The organism is Streptomyces sp. NPDC037054 (assembly GCF_055606745.1).
In genome coordinates, this window is the sequence record NZ_JBVJSJ010000017.1 from 16,117 (window position 1) to 33,908 (window position 17,792).

Here is a 17,792-nt window from a genome sequence, read left to right on the forward strand (position 1 = left end):
CGGGTGGTTGTACGTCGCGATTCCGCTGTGGGCGAACAGGGCCCTGATGGCGGTAGGGAAACGGCGAAAGCGACAAAAAAGACAGCAGCGAAGAAGGCGCCCGCGAAGAAGGCCGCGGTCAAGAAGGCCACGGTCAAGAAGGCCACCGCCGCGAAGAAGGCCGTCGTCGCTCCCAAGAAGGCCACCGCCGCCGTCAAGGGCGTCCCGGCCGCGAAGTCCGTCGCCGCCCGGCCGCCGCGGGACGAGTCGCGCACGGCCCTCGTCCGCCGCGCCCGCCGCATCAACCGCGAGCTCGCCGAGGTGTATCCGTACGCCCACCCCGAGCTGGACTTCGACAACCCCTTCCAACTGGTGGTCGCCACGGTCCTGTCGGCCCAGACCACCGACCTGAGGGTCAACCAGACGACGCCCACGCTGTTCGCCAAGTACCCGACCCCCGAGGAACTGGCCGCCGCCAACCCCGAGGAGGTCGAGGAGATCCTGCGCCCGTGCGGCTTCTTCCGCGCCAAGACCCGCTCGGTGATGGGCCTGTCCAAGGCGCTCGTCGAGGACTTCGGCGGCGAGGTCCCCGGCCGCCTGGAGGACCTCGTGAAGCTGCCCGGCGTAGGCCGCAAGACGGCGTTCGTCGTGCTGGGCAACGCCTTCGGCCGCCCCGGCATCACCGTCGACACGCACTTCCAGCGCCTCGTGCGCCGCTGGCAGTGGACCGCGGAGACCGACCCGGACAAGATCGAGGCCGCGGTCGGCGGGCTGTTCCCCAAGAGCGACTGGACCGACCTCTCGCACCACGTCATCTGGCACGGCCGCCGCATCTGCCACGCCCGCAAGCCGGCCTGCGGCGCCTGCCCGATCGCCCCGCTCTGCCCGGCGTACGGCGAGGGCGAGACCGACCCCGAGAAGGCGAAGAAGCTGCTGAAGTACGAGAAGGGCGGCCAGCCGGGCCAGCGCCTGAAGCCCCCGCAGGCCTACCTGGACGCCGGCGGCCGCCCGGCGCCGCCGCTGGGGGCCGGATGACAGCGGCCCGCGGACGACACACAGGCGGCCAGGAACGATCCGCGACCGGCCGGGCGTTGGGCAGAGCAGGACGAGGGGGGTGGCGATGACGCGCGCGAGCCACACGCGAGGCGGCCCTGTGACGCTCAGCAAGGAGGGCCTGCCGGGCTGGCTTGACCCGGTGGTGCGGGCCGTGGAGACGGTGCAGCCCGGCCAGCTCAGCCGCTTCCTGCCGCCCGAGGACGGCGGCGGTCGGCAGTCCGCCGTGCTGATCCTCTTCGGCGAGGGCGCGCGCGGCCCGGAGCTGCTGCTGATGGAGCGCGCGAGCTCGCTGCGCTCCCACGCGGGCCAGCCGTCGTTCCCCGGCGGCGCCCTCGACCCCGAGGACGGCGACCCGCAGGGCGACGGTCCGCTGCGGGCCGCGCTGCGCGAGGCCGAGGAGGAGACCGGCCTCGATCCGGCCGGCGTCCAGCCCTTCGGCGTCCTGCCCCGGCTCTACATCCCGGTGAGCGGCTTCGTCGTCACGTCGGTGCTGGGCTGGTGGCGCGAGCCGAGCCCGGTCGGCGTGGTCGATCCCAACGAGACCGCCAGGGTCTTCACGGTCCCCGTGGCGGATCTCACGGATCCGGCCAACCGCGCGACGGCCGTACATCCCAGGGGCCACAAAGGTCCGGCATTCCTGGTCGAATCGGCCCTCGTGTGGGGCTTCACGGCCGGGATCATCGACAGACTGCTGCACTTCGCGGGCTGGGAGCGGCCCTGGGACCGGGAGAAGCAGGTCCCGCTCGACTGGCGGTCATGACAGGGTGGCCTTCGTGAACGTGCTGGACATCCTGTTGCTGGTCGCCGCCGTGTGGTTCGCGATCGTCGGCTATCGCCAGGGCTTCGTCGTCGGCATCCTGTCGGTGATCGGGTTCCTGGGCGGCGGCCTCGTCGCCGTCTACACCCTGCCCGTCATCTGGGACGCGCTGACGGACAACGCCGAGGTGAGTACGACCGCCGCCGTCGTCGCGGTCGTCGTCGTCATCGTGTGCGCCTCGGTCGGTCAGGCCCTGACGACCCATCTGGGCAACAAGCTGCGCCGGTACATCACGTGGTCCCCGGCCCGCGCCCTCGACGCGACCGGCGGCGCGCTGGTGAACGTCGTCGCGATGCTCCTGGTGGCCTGGCTGATCGGCTCGGCCCTCGCGGGCACGACGCTGCCCACGCTGGGCAAGGAGGTCCGCAACTCCAAGGTGCTGCTGGGCGTGTCGCGGGCGCTGCCCGAGCAGGCCGACACCTGGTTCGCGGACTTCTCCTCGGTCCTCGCGCAGAACGGCTTCCCGCAGGTCTTCAGCCCGTTCTCCAACGAGCCGATCAACGAGGTGCAGCCCCCCGACCCGGCCCTCGCGAACAGCGCGGTCGCCACCCGCGCCCAGCGCTCCATCGTCAAGGTCACGGGCACCGCGCAGAGCTGCGGCAAGGTCCTGGAGGGCACCGGCTTCGTCTTCGCCGAGCGCCGCATCATGACGAACGCGCATGTGGTGGGCGGCGTCGACGAACCCGTCGTCCAGATAGGCGGCGAGGGCCGCAAGTACGACGCGACGGTCGTCCTCTACGACTGGCGGCGCGACATCGCCGTACTCGACGTGCCCGGACTGAAGGCGCCCGCGCTGCGGTTCACCGGCGAGGACGCCGGGAGCGGCGACAGCGCGATCGTCGCCGGCTTCCCGGAGAACGGCGCGTACGACGTGCGTTCCGCGCGCGTGCGAGGCCGCATCACGGCCAACGGCCCGGACATCTACCACCGCGGCACCGTCCGCCGCGACGTGTACTCGCTGTACGCGACGGTCCGCCAGGGCAACTCCGGCGGCCCGCTGCTCACGCCCGACGGCAAGGTCTACGGCGTCGTCTTCGCGAAGTCCCTGGACGACGCCGAGACCGGCTACGCCCTCACGACGGACGAGATCCGGGACGACATCGCCAAGGGCCGTGCCGCGAACCAGCAGGTCGACAGCGACAGCTGCGCCCTGTAGACCCCGGCCGCGGAGTCAGCTGGGGTCAGCCGCGGGGATGGCGCAGGCGTACCGAGACCCAGCGGGCCCGGCGGCGCAGGATGCGCGGGATCCCCACCCGGAGGTCGGTGCCCGCCACCTGCGGGGTACCTCGTTGGGGAAAGCTCAGGGCACTGCCCGAGCGGCGGTTGCGTGCTGCGTCACTGTAGTCGTGCGTCCAGCCCATACACCGACGTCTGCCCCCGCCCCATGGTCCATAACCGCCTCGGGCGCCGCCAATTGGCCTATGCGCCGGGCAAGTGGCCGTTCGTCGGACAGGGGTTCCCGTCCGCGCGGTTCAGCCGGTTCAGCGGTCGGGCTCGGGGTCCTTCAGCCAGTTGACGAGCTCCGTGGAGAACGCCACCGGGTCCTCCTCGTGCGGGAAGTGGCCCAGCCCGTCGAACAGCCGCCAGCGGTACGGCGCTTCGACGTACTCGCCGGAACCGGCCGCGCTGCGGGTCCGTACGACCGGGTCGAGCGAGCCGTGCAGATGCAGCGTCGGCACGCGCACGGGCCGCTTCATGCGGCGGTTGAACTGGATGCCGTCCGGGCGGGCCATCGACCGCACCATCCACCGGAACGGCTCGATCGAACAGTGCGCGGTCGACGGGATGCACATGGCGCGGCGGTACGTCTCCAGCGCCTCCTCGTCCAGCGGGCAAGGGCCGGACCAGTCCCGGATCAGCCGGGCGACCAGCGCGCCGTCGTCCGCGGTGAGCTGCCGCTCCGGGACCCAGGGCCGCTGGAAACCCCAGATGTAGGAGCCGGCGGCGGTCTGCCGGGCGTCCCTGAGCATCGAGGAGCGCCAGCGCCGGGGGTGCGGCATCGACGTGACCGCGAGCCGCCGCACGAGCTTCGGGCGCATCGCGGCCGCCGTCCACGCCAGGTAGCCGCCCAGGTCGTGGCCGACGAGCGCGGCGTCCGGCTCGCCGAGGGAGCGGATCACGCCGGTGATGTCGAGCGCGAGGTTGGCGGGGTCGTAGCCGCGCGGGGTGCGGTCGCTGCCGCCGACACCCCTGAGGTCCATGGCGACGGCGCGGTAACCGGCGTCGGCCAGGGCGGTCAGCTGGTGCCGCCAGGTCCACCAGAACTGCGGGAAGCCGTGCACGAGCAGCACGAGGGGACCGTCGCCCACCTCCGCGATGTGGAAGCGCGCGCCGTTGGCGGCGACGTCCCGGTGGGTCACCTGGTGACCACCGGGCACGTCGAGCCGTACGAGTGAGGCGGGCTGCGCCGAAGGAGTGCCGGGGTCCGTCATGAGGTCGAGCGTGCCACAGCCTCGATGGCCTGGGGAGCGCGGTCCTCGACGGCGGGGCGCGGATGCGGCTTGGCGTTCTGCAGGACGCCGGCCGATTCCTTCATCGACGCGGCGACCTTCTGCGGCCCGCGGCCCTTCTTCGCCTTCTTCGCGAACACGACGCCGATCAGCGCGAGGACGACCGCGACGAGGACGTTCGCCGCGAAGGACAGCAGGAAGCAGATCGCCAGGTTCCAGTCGGTCCAGGTCCGGATGCCGTAGGCCAGGGCGAAGTTCAGCATCGGCAGGGAGAACAGCAGGAGCACGCCGGCCGCGCTGAACGCGCCGCCGCTCGTCACGCCCCGCTTGACGTCCTGCTTGAGCTGGGCCTTGGCCAGCGCGATCTCGTCGTGCACCAGCGCCGACAATTCGGTCGTCGCCGAGGCGAACAGCTGGCCGATGCTGCGTTCGGCGCCGACCGGGCTGCCGTCGGGTGCGCTCATCGCGGTCTCCCTCATGTGCGTGCGGTTCCGTCTGCGGTCCGACGGTGCGGGTCTGACGGACCGTGGGCCCGGCCGCGTTCGTCCGACTTCACGGTTCCGTCTTTTGTACCGTCTCGTCAGATCATGCCGGACCGTTCCCGTCCACGCCTGCCCCGCCCGACACTTCGGCAAGCCTGCGGCGCTCCTCGGCCTTCTCGCCGGCGATCCGGCGGTGCTCCGCGGCCCTGTTCTCGAGGATGACGGCCATCCGGAGGTGGTACTCCGGCTCGTCCTCCTCGTAGATGTCCGGAATGCCGTCGAGGTCGTCGTCGCGCTCCTCGGCGTCGCACAGCCTGCGGTACTTCGCGTTGCGCACCTTCAGCAGCACCGACGCCAGTACGGCCGCGATCAGCGAGCCGGCCAGCACCGCCGCCTTGACCTCGTCCCTGAGCACCGCGTCGCCCGCGAAGGCGAGCTCCCCGATCAGCAGCGAGACGGTGAAGCCGATGCCGGCGAGCGACGCCACCGCGAGGATGTCGGCCCACTCCAGGTCGTCGCTGAGCGAGGCCCTGGTGAAACGTGCCGTCAGCCAGGTGCCGCCGAAGATGCCGATCGTCTTGCCGACGACCAGGCCGAGCACGACGCCCAGGGTCTCCGGCTGGGTGAACACGTGACCGAGCGCTTCCCCGGACACCGACACACCGGCGCTGAACAGCGCGAACAGCGGCACCGCCAGGCCCGCCGACAGGGGGCGCACCTGGTGCTCGATGTGCTCGCCGGGGGAGTGCTTCTCGCCCTCGCGCCGGTGGCAGCGCAGCATCAGGCCCATGGCGACACCGGCGATCGTGGCGTGCACGCCGCTGTTGTACATCAGCGCCCAGACGACCAGCGCGAGCGGCACGTACACGTACCAGCCGCGCACGCCCTTGCGCAGCAGCAGCCAGAACACGCCGAGGGCGACGACGGCGCCGCCGAGCGCGGCGAAGTTGATGGTGTCGGTGAAGAAGATCGCGATGATCAGGATCGCGAACAGGTCGTCCACGACCGCGAGCGTGAGCAGGAACGCCCGCAGCGCGCTCGGCAGCGACGTGCCGATCACGGCGAGGACGGCCAGCGCGAAGGCGATGTCCGTGGCAGTGGGCACGGCCCAGCCCGCCATGGACCCGCCGCCGGTGCCGCTGGTCAGGACGTAGACCAGCGCCGGTACGGCCATGCCGCACAGTGCCGCCACGACCGGCAGCACGGCCGCCTTCGGGTCCCTGAGGTCGCCGGCGACGAGCTCGCGCTTGAGCTCGATGCCCGCGACGAAGAAGAAGATCGCCAGCAGCCCGTCGGCGGCCCAGTGCGCGACCGACAGGTCGAGGCCGAGGGAGGCGGGGCCGATGTGGTAGTGGCTGACGGTCTCGTAGCTGTCGCGCAGGGCCGGTACGTTCGCCCAGACCAGGGCGGCGATCGCCGCGAGGAGGAGCAGGACGCCGCCGACCGTCTCGGCGCGCAGCGCGTCCGTCACGAACGTCCGCTCGGGCAGCGAAAGACGTCCGAATGCCTTGCGGGTGTTGGTGGTGCTCGGCGCGGGCAAGGGAAACCTCCGGTCGGTGGGCAGCATGGAACGCATGCCGACCAGACTTCCCGGCGCACCTTTGATGACGACTTTTGCTTAGTTTACCTAACGTGCCGCCGGGCGATCCGTCCGTCTCACCGTAAACAGGACCGGGGCACCCGGCGCGTCAGACGTCGGGTGCCCCGGTGACCAGGGATTCAGTCCTGGTTCAGTCGTGGTTCAGTCGTGGTGTTGCCCTGTCTCAGTCCTCGCTCGGCGCCGCCGGGAGCTTCGCCTGGATGAGGTCCATGACCGTGGAGTCCGTGAGCGTCGTGACGTCACCGAGCTGGCGGTTCTCGGCGACGTCCCGGAGCAGACGGCGCATGATCTTGCCGGAGCGGGTCTTCGGCAGCTCCGCCACCGGCAGGATCCGCTTGGGCTTGGCGATCGGGCCGAGCGTGGCACCGACGTGATTGCGCAGGTCGGCGACGAGGTCCTCCGTCTCCGCCGCCGTGCCCCGAAGGATCACGAAGGCGACGATCGCCTGACCGGTCGTCTCGTCCGCCGCGCCCACCACGGCCGCCTCGGCGACCGACGGGTGCGAGACCAGCGCCGACTCCACCTCGGTCGTCGAGATGTTGTGCCCGGAGACGAGCATCACGTCGTCGACCCGGCCGAGCAGCCAGATGTCGCCGTCCTCGTCCTTCTTCGCCCCGTCACCGGCGAAGTACTTGCCCTCGAAACGCGACCAGTACGTGTCCAGGAACCGCTGGTCGTCGCCCCAGATGGTGCGCAGCATCGACGGCCACGGCTCGGTGAGCACGAGGTAGCCACCGCCGCCGTTGGGCACCTCGTTCGCCTCGTCGTCCACGACGGTCGCGGCGATGCCGGGCAGCGGACGCTGGGCGGAGCCGGGCTTGGCCTCCGTCACGCCCGGCAGCGGCGAGATCATCATCGCGCCGGTCTCCGTCTGCCACCACGTGTCCACGATCGGCGTCCGGTCGGCGCCGATGTGCTTGCGGTACCAGATCCACGCCTCGGGGTTGATCGGCTCGCCGACCGAGCCCAGCACGCGCAGGCTGCTCAGGTCGAACTTCGCGGGGATGTCGTCGCCCCACTTCATGAACGTCCGGATCGCCGTCGGCGCCGTGTAGAGGATCGTGACCTTGTACTTCTGGACGATCTCCCAGAAGCGGCCCTGGTGCGGGGTGTCCGGCGTGCCCTCGTACATGACCTGCGTCGCGCCGTTGGCCAGCGGCCCGTACACGATGTACGAGTGGCCCGTCACCCAGCCGACGTCGGCGGTGCACCAGTACACGTCGGTCTCGGGCTTGAGGTCGAAGACCGCCCAGTGCGTGTACGCCGCCTGCGTGAGGTAGCCGCCGGAGGTGTGCAGGATGCCCTTCGGCTTACCCGTGGTGCCCGAGGTGTAGAGGATGAACAGCGGGTGCTCGGCGTCGAACGCCTCCGGCGTGTGCTCGGCGGACTGGCCCGCCACGAGCTCGTGCCACCACTTGTCCCGCGCGTCGTTCCAGGCGACGTCCTGGCCGGTGCGGCGGACGACGACCACGTGCTCGACGTTGCCGGCGCGTTCGACCGCCTCGTCCACGGCGGGCTTCAGGGCGGACGGCTTGCCGCGCCGCCAGCCGCCGTCGGAGGTGATGACGACCTTGGCGTCGGCGTCCTGGATGCGCGTCGCGAGCGCGTCCGCGGAGAAACCGCCGAAGACCACCGAGTGCGCGGCGCCGATACGGGCGCAGGCCAGCATCGCGACGGCCGTCTCGGGGATCATCGGCATGTAGATCGCGACCCGGTCGCCCTTCTGTACGCCCAGCTCCAGCAGCGCGTTGGCCGCCTTGGAGACCTCGTCCTTCAGCTCGGCGTAGGTGAGGGCGCGGCTGTCGCCTGGCTCCCCCTCGAAGTGGATGGCGACCCGGTCGCCGTGCCCGGCCTCCACATGCCGGTCGACGCAGTTGTACGCGACGTTGAGCGTGCCGTCCTTGAACCACTTGGCGAACGGCGGGTTCGACCAGTCCAGGGTCTCGGTCGGCTCCTTGGCCCAGGTCAGCCGGCGGGCCTGCTCGGCCCAGAAGCCGAGCCTGTCAGCCTTGGCCTGTTCGTACGCCTCTGCCGTGACGTTGGCGTTGGCGGCCAGGTCGGCGGGCGGCGCGAACCTGCGTTCTTCCTTGAGCAGGTTGGCCAGGCTTTCGTTGCTCACGACATCTCCCTTTCGAAGGGTGTCCGTTGTGTCCCAGGCCACAGCTCATCAGACCCGAGGGGCCGATGACAAGGGTCGACGGGAAAATGGTTTAGACCTGTGCGGAGGGTCGTTTCCGGAGGGTCCGGGCATCGGCTGGGCGGCTGTGGGCTCACCGGTTCCCACGGCCGGTACGACGGACCGGTTCACCCCTGTTATCCCTCTCACATCCGGACCGTCACCGCAGGACGGCCGGCGTCACACGGACAGCTCCGCCGCCCGCACCAGGTCGAACACCTCGCTCCCGTCGGCCCCCGTGAGCAGGTACGCCTGGGCCTCACCCACGTGGAAGTACATCCCGTGCAGCTCCAGCACGCCGGCCCGCAGGGCACGCGCCACCGACTCGTGGGCGCGCAGGTGCTCCAACTGCTGGACCACGTTGGCCAGGCACAGCCGCTCCACCGCGTCGGCGGACTCCCGCCCAGCCAGCCGAGGTCGCTCCCCGGGGTCGCCGGTGAGGCGCTCCATGCTGGGCCGGCCGTGCCGCAGCCACCGCTTCAGCGGTGTCCGGGCCCCGCCGGGCTCGGAACTGAGCAGCGCCTGCATGGCTCCGCACCCGGAGTGGCCGCACACCGTGATGGACCGCACCCGCAGCACGTCCACGGCGTACTCGATCGCGGCCGCCACCGAGTCGTCCCCGCTCTCCTCGCCGGGTGGCGGCACGAGGTTGCCGACGTTGCGCACCACGAACAGGTCGCCCGGACCACTGGAGGTGATCATCGACGTGACCAGTCGTGAGTCGGCGCAGGTCAGGAAGAGCTGGGACGGCCGCTGGCCCTCGCGGGCGAGCCTGGCCAGCTCGCCGCGCACCAACGGAGCGGTGTGGCGCTGGAACGCGCTGATGCCACGCGCCAGTTCGTGCCCGCTCGGCGGGAGCCGGTCGGTTCCCGCCGGGTGACCGCCCGCCGGGTGACCGGTCTCCGGGAGTTCGGGCGGGGCGGGGCGCGGGCTTGCGCACTGATGGTTGCGCCAGGCGGTCCAGGGGCGGCAGCGGCAGCCGGCGTCGGCCGACGCGACCGGTGCGCCGTCGGCCGGGGAGTCCTGCGGCTCGTCGGTCCCGTCCTCGGCGGCGAGGGCCGCGAGGGTGGCGGGTTCGGCGATCCGTACTCCGGCGCGGCGGCCGGTGATCTCGACCGTGCCGCCCCGCGCGGTGTGCGTCTTCTGCCAGTCCTGCAAGGTCTCGTACGCCGCGTGGTCCATGAACGAGCCGTCCAGTTCCACGACGACGTCGGCGCCTTGGGGTACGTGATGCAGGGCGCGGCTGAGCCGCGGCACCGCGAGGAACGTCAACTGGCCGCGTACATGGACGTGATGGACTCCTCTCTGCTCGTCGTGCGTGATGCGGGTGCGGGTGAGGCGGTGCAGGGCGACGGTGACGGCGACGGCGATTCCGAGCGCGACGCCCTGGAGGACGCCGAGGAACACCACGCCGAGAGTGGTCACGGCGTACACGAGCATCTCGCGGTGGCGGGTCACCGTACGGATGTGGTTCAGGGACACCATCTGGATGCCGACGGCCATCACCAGGGCGGCGAGTGAGGCGAGCGGGATGAGCTCCAGGACGGGGACCATCAACAGTGCGGCGGCTACTACGAGAACGCCGTGCAGCATCGTGGAGTTCCGGCTCACGGCACCCGCGTTCACATTCGCCGTGCTGCGCACGGCGACGCCCGCGACGGGCAGTCCGCCGAGGGTGCCGGAGACGATGTTGGCGGCGCCCTGCCCGAGCAGTTCGCGGTCCAGGTCCGAGCGGGGGACGTGGACGTGGGCGGACGGACCGGACCGGGCGGCCACCAGCTTGTCCACGGCCACCGCGCCGAGCAGCGACTGCACGCTGCACACCAGCGTGATGGTCAGGACGGCGGCGACGAGGCCGAGCGCGGGGCCCTCGGGGAGCCCGGCGAGTGCGTGGCTGTGCCAGGACGGCAGCTCCGCCTCGGGCAGGCCCAGGCCGGCGAGTGCGGCGGCGGCGGTGGCCCCGGTCACGGCGACGAGCGCGGCGGGCACGGCGCGCATCAGGCGTCCCACCCGGCCGGGCAGGCGCGGCCACAGCAGGAGCAGCGCCAGGGTCAGCACGCTCACGGCGAGCGCGGCGGGCCGCACGTTGCCCAACTGGGCGGGAAGAGCGCGCAAGTTGTCCAGCACGGCGCTCTGCGGGGTGCCGCCGAGGACGATGTGCAGCTGGGCGGCGGCGATGGTGACGCCGATGCCGGCGAGCATGCCGTGCACGACGGCGGGGCTGACGGCGAGCGCGCCGCGTGCCACCCGCAGGCAGCCGAGGGCGAGTTGGCAGAGGCCGGCGAGGACGGTGATCGCGCACGTCGTCCGCCAGCCGTAGCGCTGGATGAGGTCGGCGGTGACCACGGTGAGTCCGGCGGCGGGGCCGCTGACCTGGAGGGGCGAGCCGCCGATTCGTCCGGCGACGATGCCGCCGACGGCGGCGGCGACGAGGCCGGCCTGGAGGGGCGCGCCGGTGGCGAGGGCGATGCCCAGGGACAGGGGCAGTGCGATCAGGAAGACCGCGATCGAGGCGGACACGTCGGCGCCCGCGATGCGGAAGCGGCGGTGCGGGGCCGGCGGCGGGCTGTGGGGGCGGTGGTCGCGCTTCGTCGGCGTCGAGTCGGCGCGGGCGGGGACGCAGGCGGACATGTTTCCCGTCTCCTCCGGGGCGTCGCGGTCGCAGAACTGGTGGTCCCCGCGGGGTGGCGGGGATCGGTCGCGGCCGTGGGTCACGGCGTGCAGCGGCGGGATGGATCAACGCTCGGTAAACGGATCGTAATGGAGAGTAAAGGCCGAGCATGGAATTTCCAGGCAAATGGGCTAATGAGCCACTCCAGAGAGTGAAGTAGTTTTTTGGTCGGCTTGTCTTACTAATCCTTTTTCTTTCTCCGTGCGACGTTGACGGCGCTGTCGGCCCCCTCGGCGCAGCACCAGACATCGCCCTCCCCAGCGTTGGCCCGAGAGAAGGAAGAAGGTGGGCGGATTGGCCGCCACCCACAGGATTGCCGCGGGCGCCGTGGTCGCCGCGGTCTGCGCCGCGTCGCTCGCCGGTTGCGGGATCGGCACCGACGACTCCCAGCAGGGCACGTCGGCCCCGCAGAAAGCGAAGCCGGCGGCTCCGGCGCCCAAGAGCGTCGTCCGGCTGATCGGCGACGGATCCACCGCGTTCACCGGGGCGCAGCCCCATCTGCCGCGGCCGGAGCGCCTCGAACCGGGCCAGAAGCCGCCGCAGTTCGTGGTGTTCTCCTGGGACGGCGCGGGCGAGGACAGCCAGCGGCTGTTCTCCCACTTCCGCGAGGTCGCCAAGGCCAACAACGCCACCATGACGTACTTCCTGAGCGGCGTGTACCTGCTGCCGGAGGACAAGCGCAGCCAGTACCGGCCGCCACAGCACGCGCCGGGCCGCTCCGACATCGGCTTCAACGACGCGCGCGGCATCGCCGACACCGTCAAGCAGCTGCGTCTCGCGTGGCTCGAGGGCAACGAGATCGGCACCCACTTCAACGGTCACTTCTGCGGCCGTGGCGGCGGCGTCGGCGAGTGGTCGGTGCAGGACTGGAAGGACGAGATCTCCCAGGCCAAGCAGTTCGTGAAGACCTGGAAGAGCAACACCGGCATGACGAAGGCGGCCCCGCTGCCCTTCGACTACGACAAGGAGCTCATCGGCGCCCGCACCCCCTGCCTGGAGGGCCAGAAGAACTTCATGCAGGCTGCCCGTGAGCTGGGCTTCCGCTACGACACCAGCGGGGTCAACAATCAGCTGTGGCCCAAGAAGAAGCAGGGCCTGTGGGACCTGTCGATGCAGCTCGTGCCGTTCCCCGGACACTCCTTCGAGCAGCTGACCATGGACTACAACTACATGGTCAACCAGTCGGGCACGACCACCCAGGGCGACCCCGCCAAGCACCGCCTCTGGGGCGACCAGATGCGCGACAGCCTCCTCAAGGGCTTCTACCGGGCCTACGACGGCAACCGCGCCCCCCTCATCATCGGCAACCACTTCGAGTCCTGGAACGGCGGCACCTACATGCGGGCCGTCCAGGAGGTCATCGAGCACGTCTGCACCAAGGCCGAGGTGCGCTGTGTGTCCTTCCGGCAGCTCGCGGACTGGCTGGACGCCCAGGACCCCGGCACGCTGGACAAGCTGCGCTCGCTGACCGTCGGCGAGGCACCGAAGGAGGGCTGGCCGGCCTTCATGGCGGGCGGACCCGCCCCAGCGCCCAAGGGTGTACCCGGGGCGCCGGCGGCGAGGCAGTGACCGTCAGGCCGTCGCCGCGACCCGCTCGCTGAGCACGAACCCGGGGTCGACCTGCGCAGCCAGGTCGGCCCCGGTGCGCTCGTTGCCCCACGACCGGGCGTTCTTCAGATGGAAGTGCACCATCTGCCGCATGTAGCGCTCCCAGTCCCGCAGCTCGTACGTCGCGTCGGCGGCCGTCCGCAGCGCGCTCAGCGCCTGGTGGTTGACGTCCTCCAGGAACTCGAACCGGGGCGGCCTGCCCTTCTCCATGGCGCGCACCCAGTCCGAGTGGCCGACGGTCACGAGCAGGTCCTCGCCGACCTCCTCGCGCAGGAAGTCGAGGTCGTCCGGGCCCTGCACCTTGTTGCCGACGACCTTCAGGGCGACGCCGAAGTCACGGGCGTACTCCTTGTACTGGCGGTAGACGGAGACCCCCTTCCGGGTCGGCTCGGCGACGAGGAACGTCATGTCGAAGCGGGTGAACATGCCGGAGGCGAAGGAGTCCGAGCCCGCCGTCATGTCGACCACGACGTACTCGTCGGGGCCGTCCACCAGGTGGTTCAGGCACAGCTCCACCGCTCCCGTCTTGGAGTGGTAGCAGGCGACCCCCAGGTCGGCGTCCGTGAAGGGGCCCGTGACCATCAAACGGACCGCGCCGCCGTCGAGTTCCACCGGCCGGGCGCAGGTGTCGTAGACCGGGTTGTCCTCGCGGACCCGCAGCAGCCGCGAGCCCTCACCGGGCGGCGTCGTCTTGATCATCGTGGCGGCCGAGGCGATGCGCGGGTTGGAACCCCGCAGGTAGTCCTTGATCAGCGGCAGGTGCTCGCCCATCGCGGGCAGCCCGGCCGCCTCCGCCTCGTCGAGGCCGAGCGCGGCGCCCAGGTGCTGGTTGATGTCGGCATCGATCGCGACGACCGGCGCTCCGGAGGCCGCGAGATGCCGGATGAACAGGGAGGACAGGGTCGTCTTGCCGCTGCCGCCCTTCCCGACGAAAGCAATTTTCATGTTCACCAAGCGTAGTCAGTCGATGGCTGTATGTGGCACACGGACGTGAAGAAGACCACTCCTTCGTGGGGTGTGGGCGCCGGGTGCGTAGGGTCGTACTCATGAGTACGACAGGCGCGAACGCCGATCCGCTCGCGGCCCTGGGCTCGCTGCCCGGAGTGGCCGATTCCGTGGAGTCCGTGCGCAAGGCCGTTGACCGGGTCTACGGGCACCGGATCATGCGGCGTCGCAGCAACGAGATCACCTCAGAGGCCGCGCTGCGCGGCGCGCGCGGTACCGCCGCGCTGTCCGGCGCGGACTGGGCCCTCGAAGAGGTGCGCCGGCGCACCGACTTCAGTGGTGACGACGAGGCGCGCGTGATGGGCGCGGCGCTGCGGCTGACCGCCGAGGCGGGCCAACTGCTGTCCATCTGGCGCCAGTCGCCGCTGCGGGTCCTGGCCCGGTTGCACCTCGTGGCGGCGGCGGACAACGCCGACGAGGTCGGGCGGCCCCGCCTGGAGGGCGAGCCGGTGGACGAGCCCCTCGTCGCGCTGCCGCTGCCGGGCGCCGCGGAGGTCTCCGGGCGTCTGGAGGGGCTCGCTGAGCTGATCATTGCGGGCGGTTCCGCGCCGGCGCTCGTGACGGCCGCCGTGGTGCACGGCGAACTCCTCGCGCTGCGGCCCTTCGTCTCCCACAACGGCCTGGTGGCGCGTGCCGCGGAGCGTGTCGTCCTGGTCGGCAGCGGCCTCGACCCGAAGTCGGTGTGCCCGGCCGAGGTGGGGTACGCCGAACTGGGCCGCGACGCCTACCTGGAAGCGCTGGACGGCTATGTCTCCGGCACTCCGGAGGGTATGGCCGCCTGGATCGCCCACTGCGGCAAGGCGGTTCAGCTCGGGGCGCGCGAGTCGACGGCAGTGTGCGAGGCGCTGCAGCGCGGAGCGGCATAGCGGCTCCCGCGCGTGGTGGTTTCCCGGCTTCCGCGCGCGCGAGGTCCGGACAGAGATGCGGCGGTACGAGTTCTCGTACCGCCGCTGGCATGAGCACCGGGTTACCAAGCGTCCTCGATATGTGCCCATCAGGCCGGGAGCTTTGCCCGTGGCCTGGTGCGGCTGGCCCGTAATCGACGGGTCGACGTCGCGTGGGTGCCCGATGTTCATGCTCGGTCCGTGGGCCAGTTGCGTAGTGAAGGTGATCCTCTCGGATGTCCTTGGTCTCGCGGGCCGTTGACTCCTTTGTACCGCGAATTCAGGGGAAGCGGAACCCATCGCCCCACTTCTTTACTTTTGGGTTCAAACAGCCCTTAATCGGGCGGGCTCGGGAAGTGGGGCCGGGCTCGGGAAGCGGTCGGGGTGGGGGTCAGGCCACCGACGAGCGTCGTCGGCTCGCGTACCAGACGAGGCCTGCCGTGGCCGCCGCCGCTCCTATGGCCGCCGCCGCGACGAGCGCGGGGCGGGGCGGCACGGAGAACGTGGGAAGCCGCTGCTTGAGCCGCACCGGCCGGTGGAAGTCGAGAATCGGCCAGCCGCGCGCGACTGCCTCGCGGCGCAGCGCCCGGTCCGGGTTCACGGCGTGCGGGTGCCCCACGGCCTGCAGCATCGGCAGGTCCGTCGCCGAGTCGCTGTAGGCGTAGCAGCGCTCCAGGTCGTAGCCCTCGGACACGGCCAGCTCCCGGACGGCCTCGGCCTTCGTGGGGCCGTACGCGTAGTACTCCACCTCGCCGGTGAAGCAGCCGTCGTCGCCGACCACCATGCGCGTCGCCACCACCCGGTCCGCGCCGAGCAGTTCACCGATCGGTTCGACCACCTCGGCGCCCGACGTGGACACGATCACGACGTCGCGCCCGGCCGCGTGGTGCCGCTCGATGAGGGAGGCGGCCTCGTCGTAGATGATCGGGTCGATCAGGTCGTGGAGGGTCTCGGCGACGAGCTCCTTGACCTGCTGGACGTTCCAGCCGCGGCACATCGCGGACAGGTACTCGCGCATCCGCTCCATCTGGTCGTGGTCGGCGCCGCCGGCGAGGAAGACGAACTGGGCATATGCGGTACGCAAGGCGGCCCGGCGGCTGATGAGGCCGCCTTGGTAGAACGACTTGCTGAAGGTGAGCGTGCTCGACTTCGCAATGACCGTCTTGTCCAGGTCAAAGAAGGCCGCTGTGCGGGGCAAGGAGTGGTTTTCCACGACCCCGAGCATAGGCGCAGCCCATTCGGCGTAAGGTGGGCGCGTGGGTTTGCCTGAGAGGCCTCTCGGGTACACCATGGAAGTCACGGATCGTTCGCGACCGTGCTAACCCGGTCCGACTCCTCCCCCCCCCCGAGTCGGCCGTGGAGACGACCCCCGCTCTCCCCCCCGGCGGGGGTCGTCGCATGTCCGGATGGGTTTTTCCGGTTCCCTCGCGGTGACCGAGTCGCGGCCGGGGCGTTTGGCCCCGATTTCCGGCACCTCCATGATCCGTCACGCTGGGTAGCTGTCGTGCTGCTCTGTGGATGACGCCGACGGGGCGCTCCAGCGGTCACCGGTATGGGTGATGGCGATATTCACAGGCGTCGAGTTGTCCACAGTTATCGACCAAGATCCACACGATTTCCGGGATCGCTGCACTGTGATTCCCACGCGGCCCGCTCGCGGCGAGTTCTTGGCCGGTTCTGTTTGTCGGGTCGCGTTTGGCCGGTTTCCGTCGGCCGCTCATATGGAGGACCGGATGCCGGTTCTCCGTGTGAGGGGGAAACGCGGGGCCGAAGGGCCCCGGCGAGAAGCGCGAGACACAGCGACAGCGCGAGATGCGACGACAGCGCGAAATGCAGCGACAGGGGGAGCTCGTTCATGCCCGGAGCCGTCACACACGATCCGCCGGCCGCCGGAGGGCGACAAGGCGGAGGACCACTGATCATCACCGAGGACACCGCGCTCCTCGACGACCTGCTGCGCCTGTGCGCGGCGGCAGGTGCCACACCCGAGGTCCACCACGGGGTGCCCGAGCGCGGCGGTGGCTGGGAAGCCGCGCCGCTCGTCCTGGTCGGCGACGACGCCGCCCGGCGCGTGCGTGGTGCCGCCCGCAGGCGAGGTGTGGTGCTGGTCGGCCGCGACCAGGACGACCCAGATGTCTGGCGCCGCGCCGTCGAGATCGGCGCCGACCACGTCCTGATGCTGCCCGACGGAGAGCAGTGGCTGGTCGACCGCATCGCCGACGTGGCCGAAGGCGTCGGCCGGCCCGCCGTCACCGTCGGCGTGATCGGCGGCCGGGGCGGGGCCGGGGCCTCCACGCTCGCGTGTGCCCTCGCCGTGACCTCCGCGCGTGAAGGGCTGCGCACCCTGCTGGTGGACGCCGATCCGCTCGGCGGCGGCCTCGACGTCCTGCTCGGCGGGGAGACGGCCGAAGGGCTGCGTTGGCCGGCGTTCGCCGCGTCCCGCGGGCGGGTCGGCGGCGGCGCCCTGGAGGAGTCGCTGCCGGAACTGCACTCGCTGCGCGTGCTCAGCTGGGACCGCGGCGACTGCGTGGCCGTCCCGCCGCAGGCCGTGCGGGCGGTGCTGGCGGCGGCCCGGCGCAGGGGCGGCACGGTCGTGGTCGACCTGCCCCGCCGTGTGGACGACGGGGTCGCCGAGGTCCTCGCCCAGCTCGACGTCGGACTCCTCGTGGTCCCCGCCGAACTGCGCGCCGTCGCGGCGGCCGGGCGGGTGGCGTCCGCCGTCGGCATGGTCCTGCGCGATCTGCGCGTGGTGGTGCGAGGGCCGTACGCGCCCGGGCTCGACGACCGAGAGGTGGCCCGGCTGCTCGGGCTGCCGCTGGCGGGTGAGGTGCCGGTCGAGCCGGGACTGCTGCGCCCACAGGGCAGCCGACGCCCACCGGGAGCGGCGGCACGGGGTCCGCTCGCGCGGTTCTGCGGCCAGTTCTGGGAGCGGGCGCTGATCGAGGCGGGGGCGGCGTGAGGGTCGGGGACGGAGTGGTCGGGGTGAGGCCGGGGCGCAGTGGGACCCGTGGTTCTGACGTGGCTGTGGCGGGGACGGGGGCGGTTGATGCGCTGACCGGGCCCA

14 protein-coding genes are annotated in these 17,792 nt (G+C 71.3%); 6 read left to right on the top strand and 8 right to left on the bottom strand.

From position 1 onward, the window contains the following. The first annotated feature begins 27 nt into the window (after positions 1-27). The 3 genes from nth to ACZ7D7_RS31050 all read left to right on the top strand — a co-directional run bounded on the left by nth (position 28) and on the right by ACZ7D7_RS31050 (position 3,008). Positions 28-1,014 (top strand): endonuclease III, encoded by a 987-nt coding sequence (gene nth, locus ACZ7D7_RS31040; protein ID WP_470828655.1) that lies wholly within the window; start codon positions 28-30, stop codon positions 1,012-1,014. A gap of 85 nt (positions 1,015-1,099) precedes the next feature. Then, positions 1,100-1,795 carry an NUDIX hydrolase gene (locus ACZ7D7_RS31045; RefSeq protein ID WP_470828656.1) on the top strand — a complete coding sequence of 232 codons (696 nt, stop codon included), beginning with the start codon at positions 1,100-1,102 and terminating at the stop codon, positions 1,793-1,795. 13 nt (positions 1,796-1,808) lie between these two features. After that, positions 1,809-3,008: a MarP family serine protease gene (locus ACZ7D7_RS31050; protein WP_470828657.1), complete on the top strand. Its 1,200-nt coding sequence runs from the start codon at positions 1,809-1,811 to the stop codon at positions 3,006-3,008. 25 nt (positions 3,009-3,033) lie between these two features. Here ACZ7D7_RS31050 and ACZ7D7_RS31055 read toward each other — a convergent pair whose 3' ends face one another. The 6 genes from ACZ7D7_RS31055 to ACZ7D7_RS31080 form a co-directional block, all read right to left on the bottom strand. After that, positions 3,034-3,213 (bottom strand): hypothetical protein, encoded by a 180-nt coding sequence (locus tag ACZ7D7_RS31055; RefSeq protein WP_470828659.1) that lies wholly within the window; start codon positions 3,211-3,213, stop codon positions 3,034-3,036. A gap of 120 nt (positions 3,214-3,333) precedes the next feature. Then, positions 3,334-4,284: an alpha/beta fold hydrolase gene (locus tag ACZ7D7_RS31060; RefSeq protein WP_470828661.1), complete on the bottom strand. Its 951-nt coding sequence runs from the start codon at positions 4,282-4,284 to the stop codon at positions 3,334-3,336. Next, positions 4,281-4,766: a phage holin family protein gene (locus ACZ7D7_RS31065; protein ID WP_470828662.1), complete on the bottom strand. Its 486-nt coding sequence runs from the start codon at positions 4,764-4,766 to the stop codon at positions 4,281-4,283. The genes ACZ7D7_RS31060 and ACZ7D7_RS31065 overlap by 4 nt, the downstream gene beginning before the upstream one ends. A 121-nt stretch (positions 4,767-4,887) precedes the next feature. Next, positions 4,888-6,324, bottom strand: coding sequence for a Na+/H+ antiporter NhaA (nhaA, locus tag ACZ7D7_RS31070; RefSeq protein WP_470828805.1), 1,437 nt, complete (start codon positions 6,322-6,324; stop codon positions 4,888-4,890). Positions 6,325-6,547: 223 nt separating this feature from the next. Then, positions 6,548-8,503 (bottom strand): acetate--CoA ligase, encoded by a 1,956-nt coding sequence (gene acs, locus ACZ7D7_RS31075; protein WP_470828663.1) that lies wholly within the window; start codon positions 8,501-8,503, stop codon positions 6,548-6,550. A gap of 237 nt (positions 8,504-8,740) precedes the next feature. Then, entirely contained in the window at positions 8,741-11,191 is a 2,451-nt protein-coding gene (locus ACZ7D7_RS31080) for a bifunctional SulP family inorganic anion transporter/carbonic anhydrase (RefSeq protein WP_470828664.1), read from the bottom strand. A gap of 334 nt (positions 11,192-11,525) precedes the next feature. On the opposite strand from ACZ7D7_RS31080, the gene ACZ7D7_RS31085 reads away from it, so the two are divergent. Beyond that, positions 11,526-12,800, top strand: a complete 1,275-nt coding sequence (locus tag ACZ7D7_RS31085; protein ID WP_470828666.1) for a polysaccharide deacetylase family protein — start codon at positions 11,526-11,528, stop codon at positions 12,798-12,800. 3 nt (positions 12,801-12,803) lie between these two features. On the opposite strand, the gene ACZ7D7_RS31090 is transcribed toward ACZ7D7_RS31085, so the two are convergent. Continuing rightward, the gene (locus ACZ7D7_RS31090; RefSeq protein WP_470828667.1) at positions 12,804-13,784 is read right to left on the bottom strand and encodes an ATP-binding protein; all 981 of its coding nucleotides are present in this window, start codon (positions 13,782-13,784) and stop codon (positions 12,804-12,806) included. 101 nt (positions 13,785-13,885) lie between these two features. Between ACZ7D7_RS31090 and ACZ7D7_RS31095 the strand changes: the two genes are divergently transcribed. Further along, positions 13,886-14,710 carry a Fic family protein gene (locus tag ACZ7D7_RS31095; protein ID WP_470828668.1) on the top strand — a complete coding sequence of 275 codons (825 nt, stop codon included), beginning with the start codon at positions 13,886-13,888 and terminating at the stop codon, positions 14,708-14,710. A 409-nt stretch (positions 14,711-15,119) separates the two neighbouring features. Here the strand turns inward: ACZ7D7_RS31095 and ACZ7D7_RS31100 are convergent, their stop codons facing one another. After that, a complete protein-coding gene (locus tag ACZ7D7_RS31100; protein ID WP_470828669.1) occupies positions 15,120-15,953 on the bottom strand; it encodes an HAD family hydrolase in 834 nt (277 codons plus the stop codon). Positions 15,954-16,583: 630 nt separating this feature from the next. Here ACZ7D7_RS31100 and ssd point away from each other — a divergent pair. Beyond that, positions 16,584-17,687: a septum site-determining protein Ssd gene (gene ssd / locus ACZ7D7_RS31105; RefSeq protein WP_470828671.1), complete on the top strand. Its 1,104-nt coding sequence runs from the start codon at positions 16,584-16,586 to the stop codon at positions 17,685-17,687. Positions 17,688-17,792: the final 105 nt, after the last annotated feature.

What these genes read in the sequence shown, in the direction of transcription:
- ACZ7D7_RS31045 (WP_470828656.1), top strand. Translation starts at nt 1,100, where the DNA reads ATGACGCGCGCGAGCCACACGCGAGGCGGCCCTGTGACGCTCAGCAAG.
- ACZ7D7_RS31055 (WP_470828659.1), bottom strand. Translation starts at nt 3,213, where the DNA reads ATGGGCTGGACGCACGACTACAGTGACGCAGCACGCAACCGCCGCTCG.
- ACZ7D7_RS31060 (WP_470828661.1), bottom strand. Translation starts at nt 4,284, where the DNA reads ATGACGGACCCCGGCACTCCTTCGGCGCAGCCCGCCTCACTCGTACGG.
- ACZ7D7_RS31065 (WP_470828662.1), bottom strand. Translation starts at nt 4,766, where the DNA reads ATGAGCGCACCCGACGGCAGCCCGGTCGGCGCCGAACGCAGCATCGGC.
- ACZ7D7_RS31080 (WP_470828664.1), bottom strand. Translation starts at nt 11,191, where the DNA reads ATGTCCGCCTGCGTCCCCGCCCGCGCCGACTCGACGCCGACGAAGCGC.
- ACZ7D7_RS31090 (WP_470828667.1), bottom strand. Translation starts at nt 13,784, where the DNA reads ATGAAAATTGCTTTCGTCGGGAAGGGCGGCAGCGGCAAGACGACCCTG.
- ACZ7D7_RS31095 (WP_470828668.1), top strand. Translation starts at nt 13,886, where the DNA reads ATGAGTACGACAGGCGCGAACGCCGATCCGCTCGCGGCCCTGGGCTCG.
- ACZ7D7_RS31100 (WP_470828669.1), bottom strand. Translation starts at nt 15,953, where the DNA reads ATGCTCGGGGTCGTGGAAAACCACTCCTTGCCCCGCACAGCGGCCTTC.
- ssd (WP_470828671.1), top strand. Translation starts at nt 16,584, where the DNA reads ATGCCCGGAGCCGTCACACACGATCCGCCGGCCGCCGGAGGGCGACAA.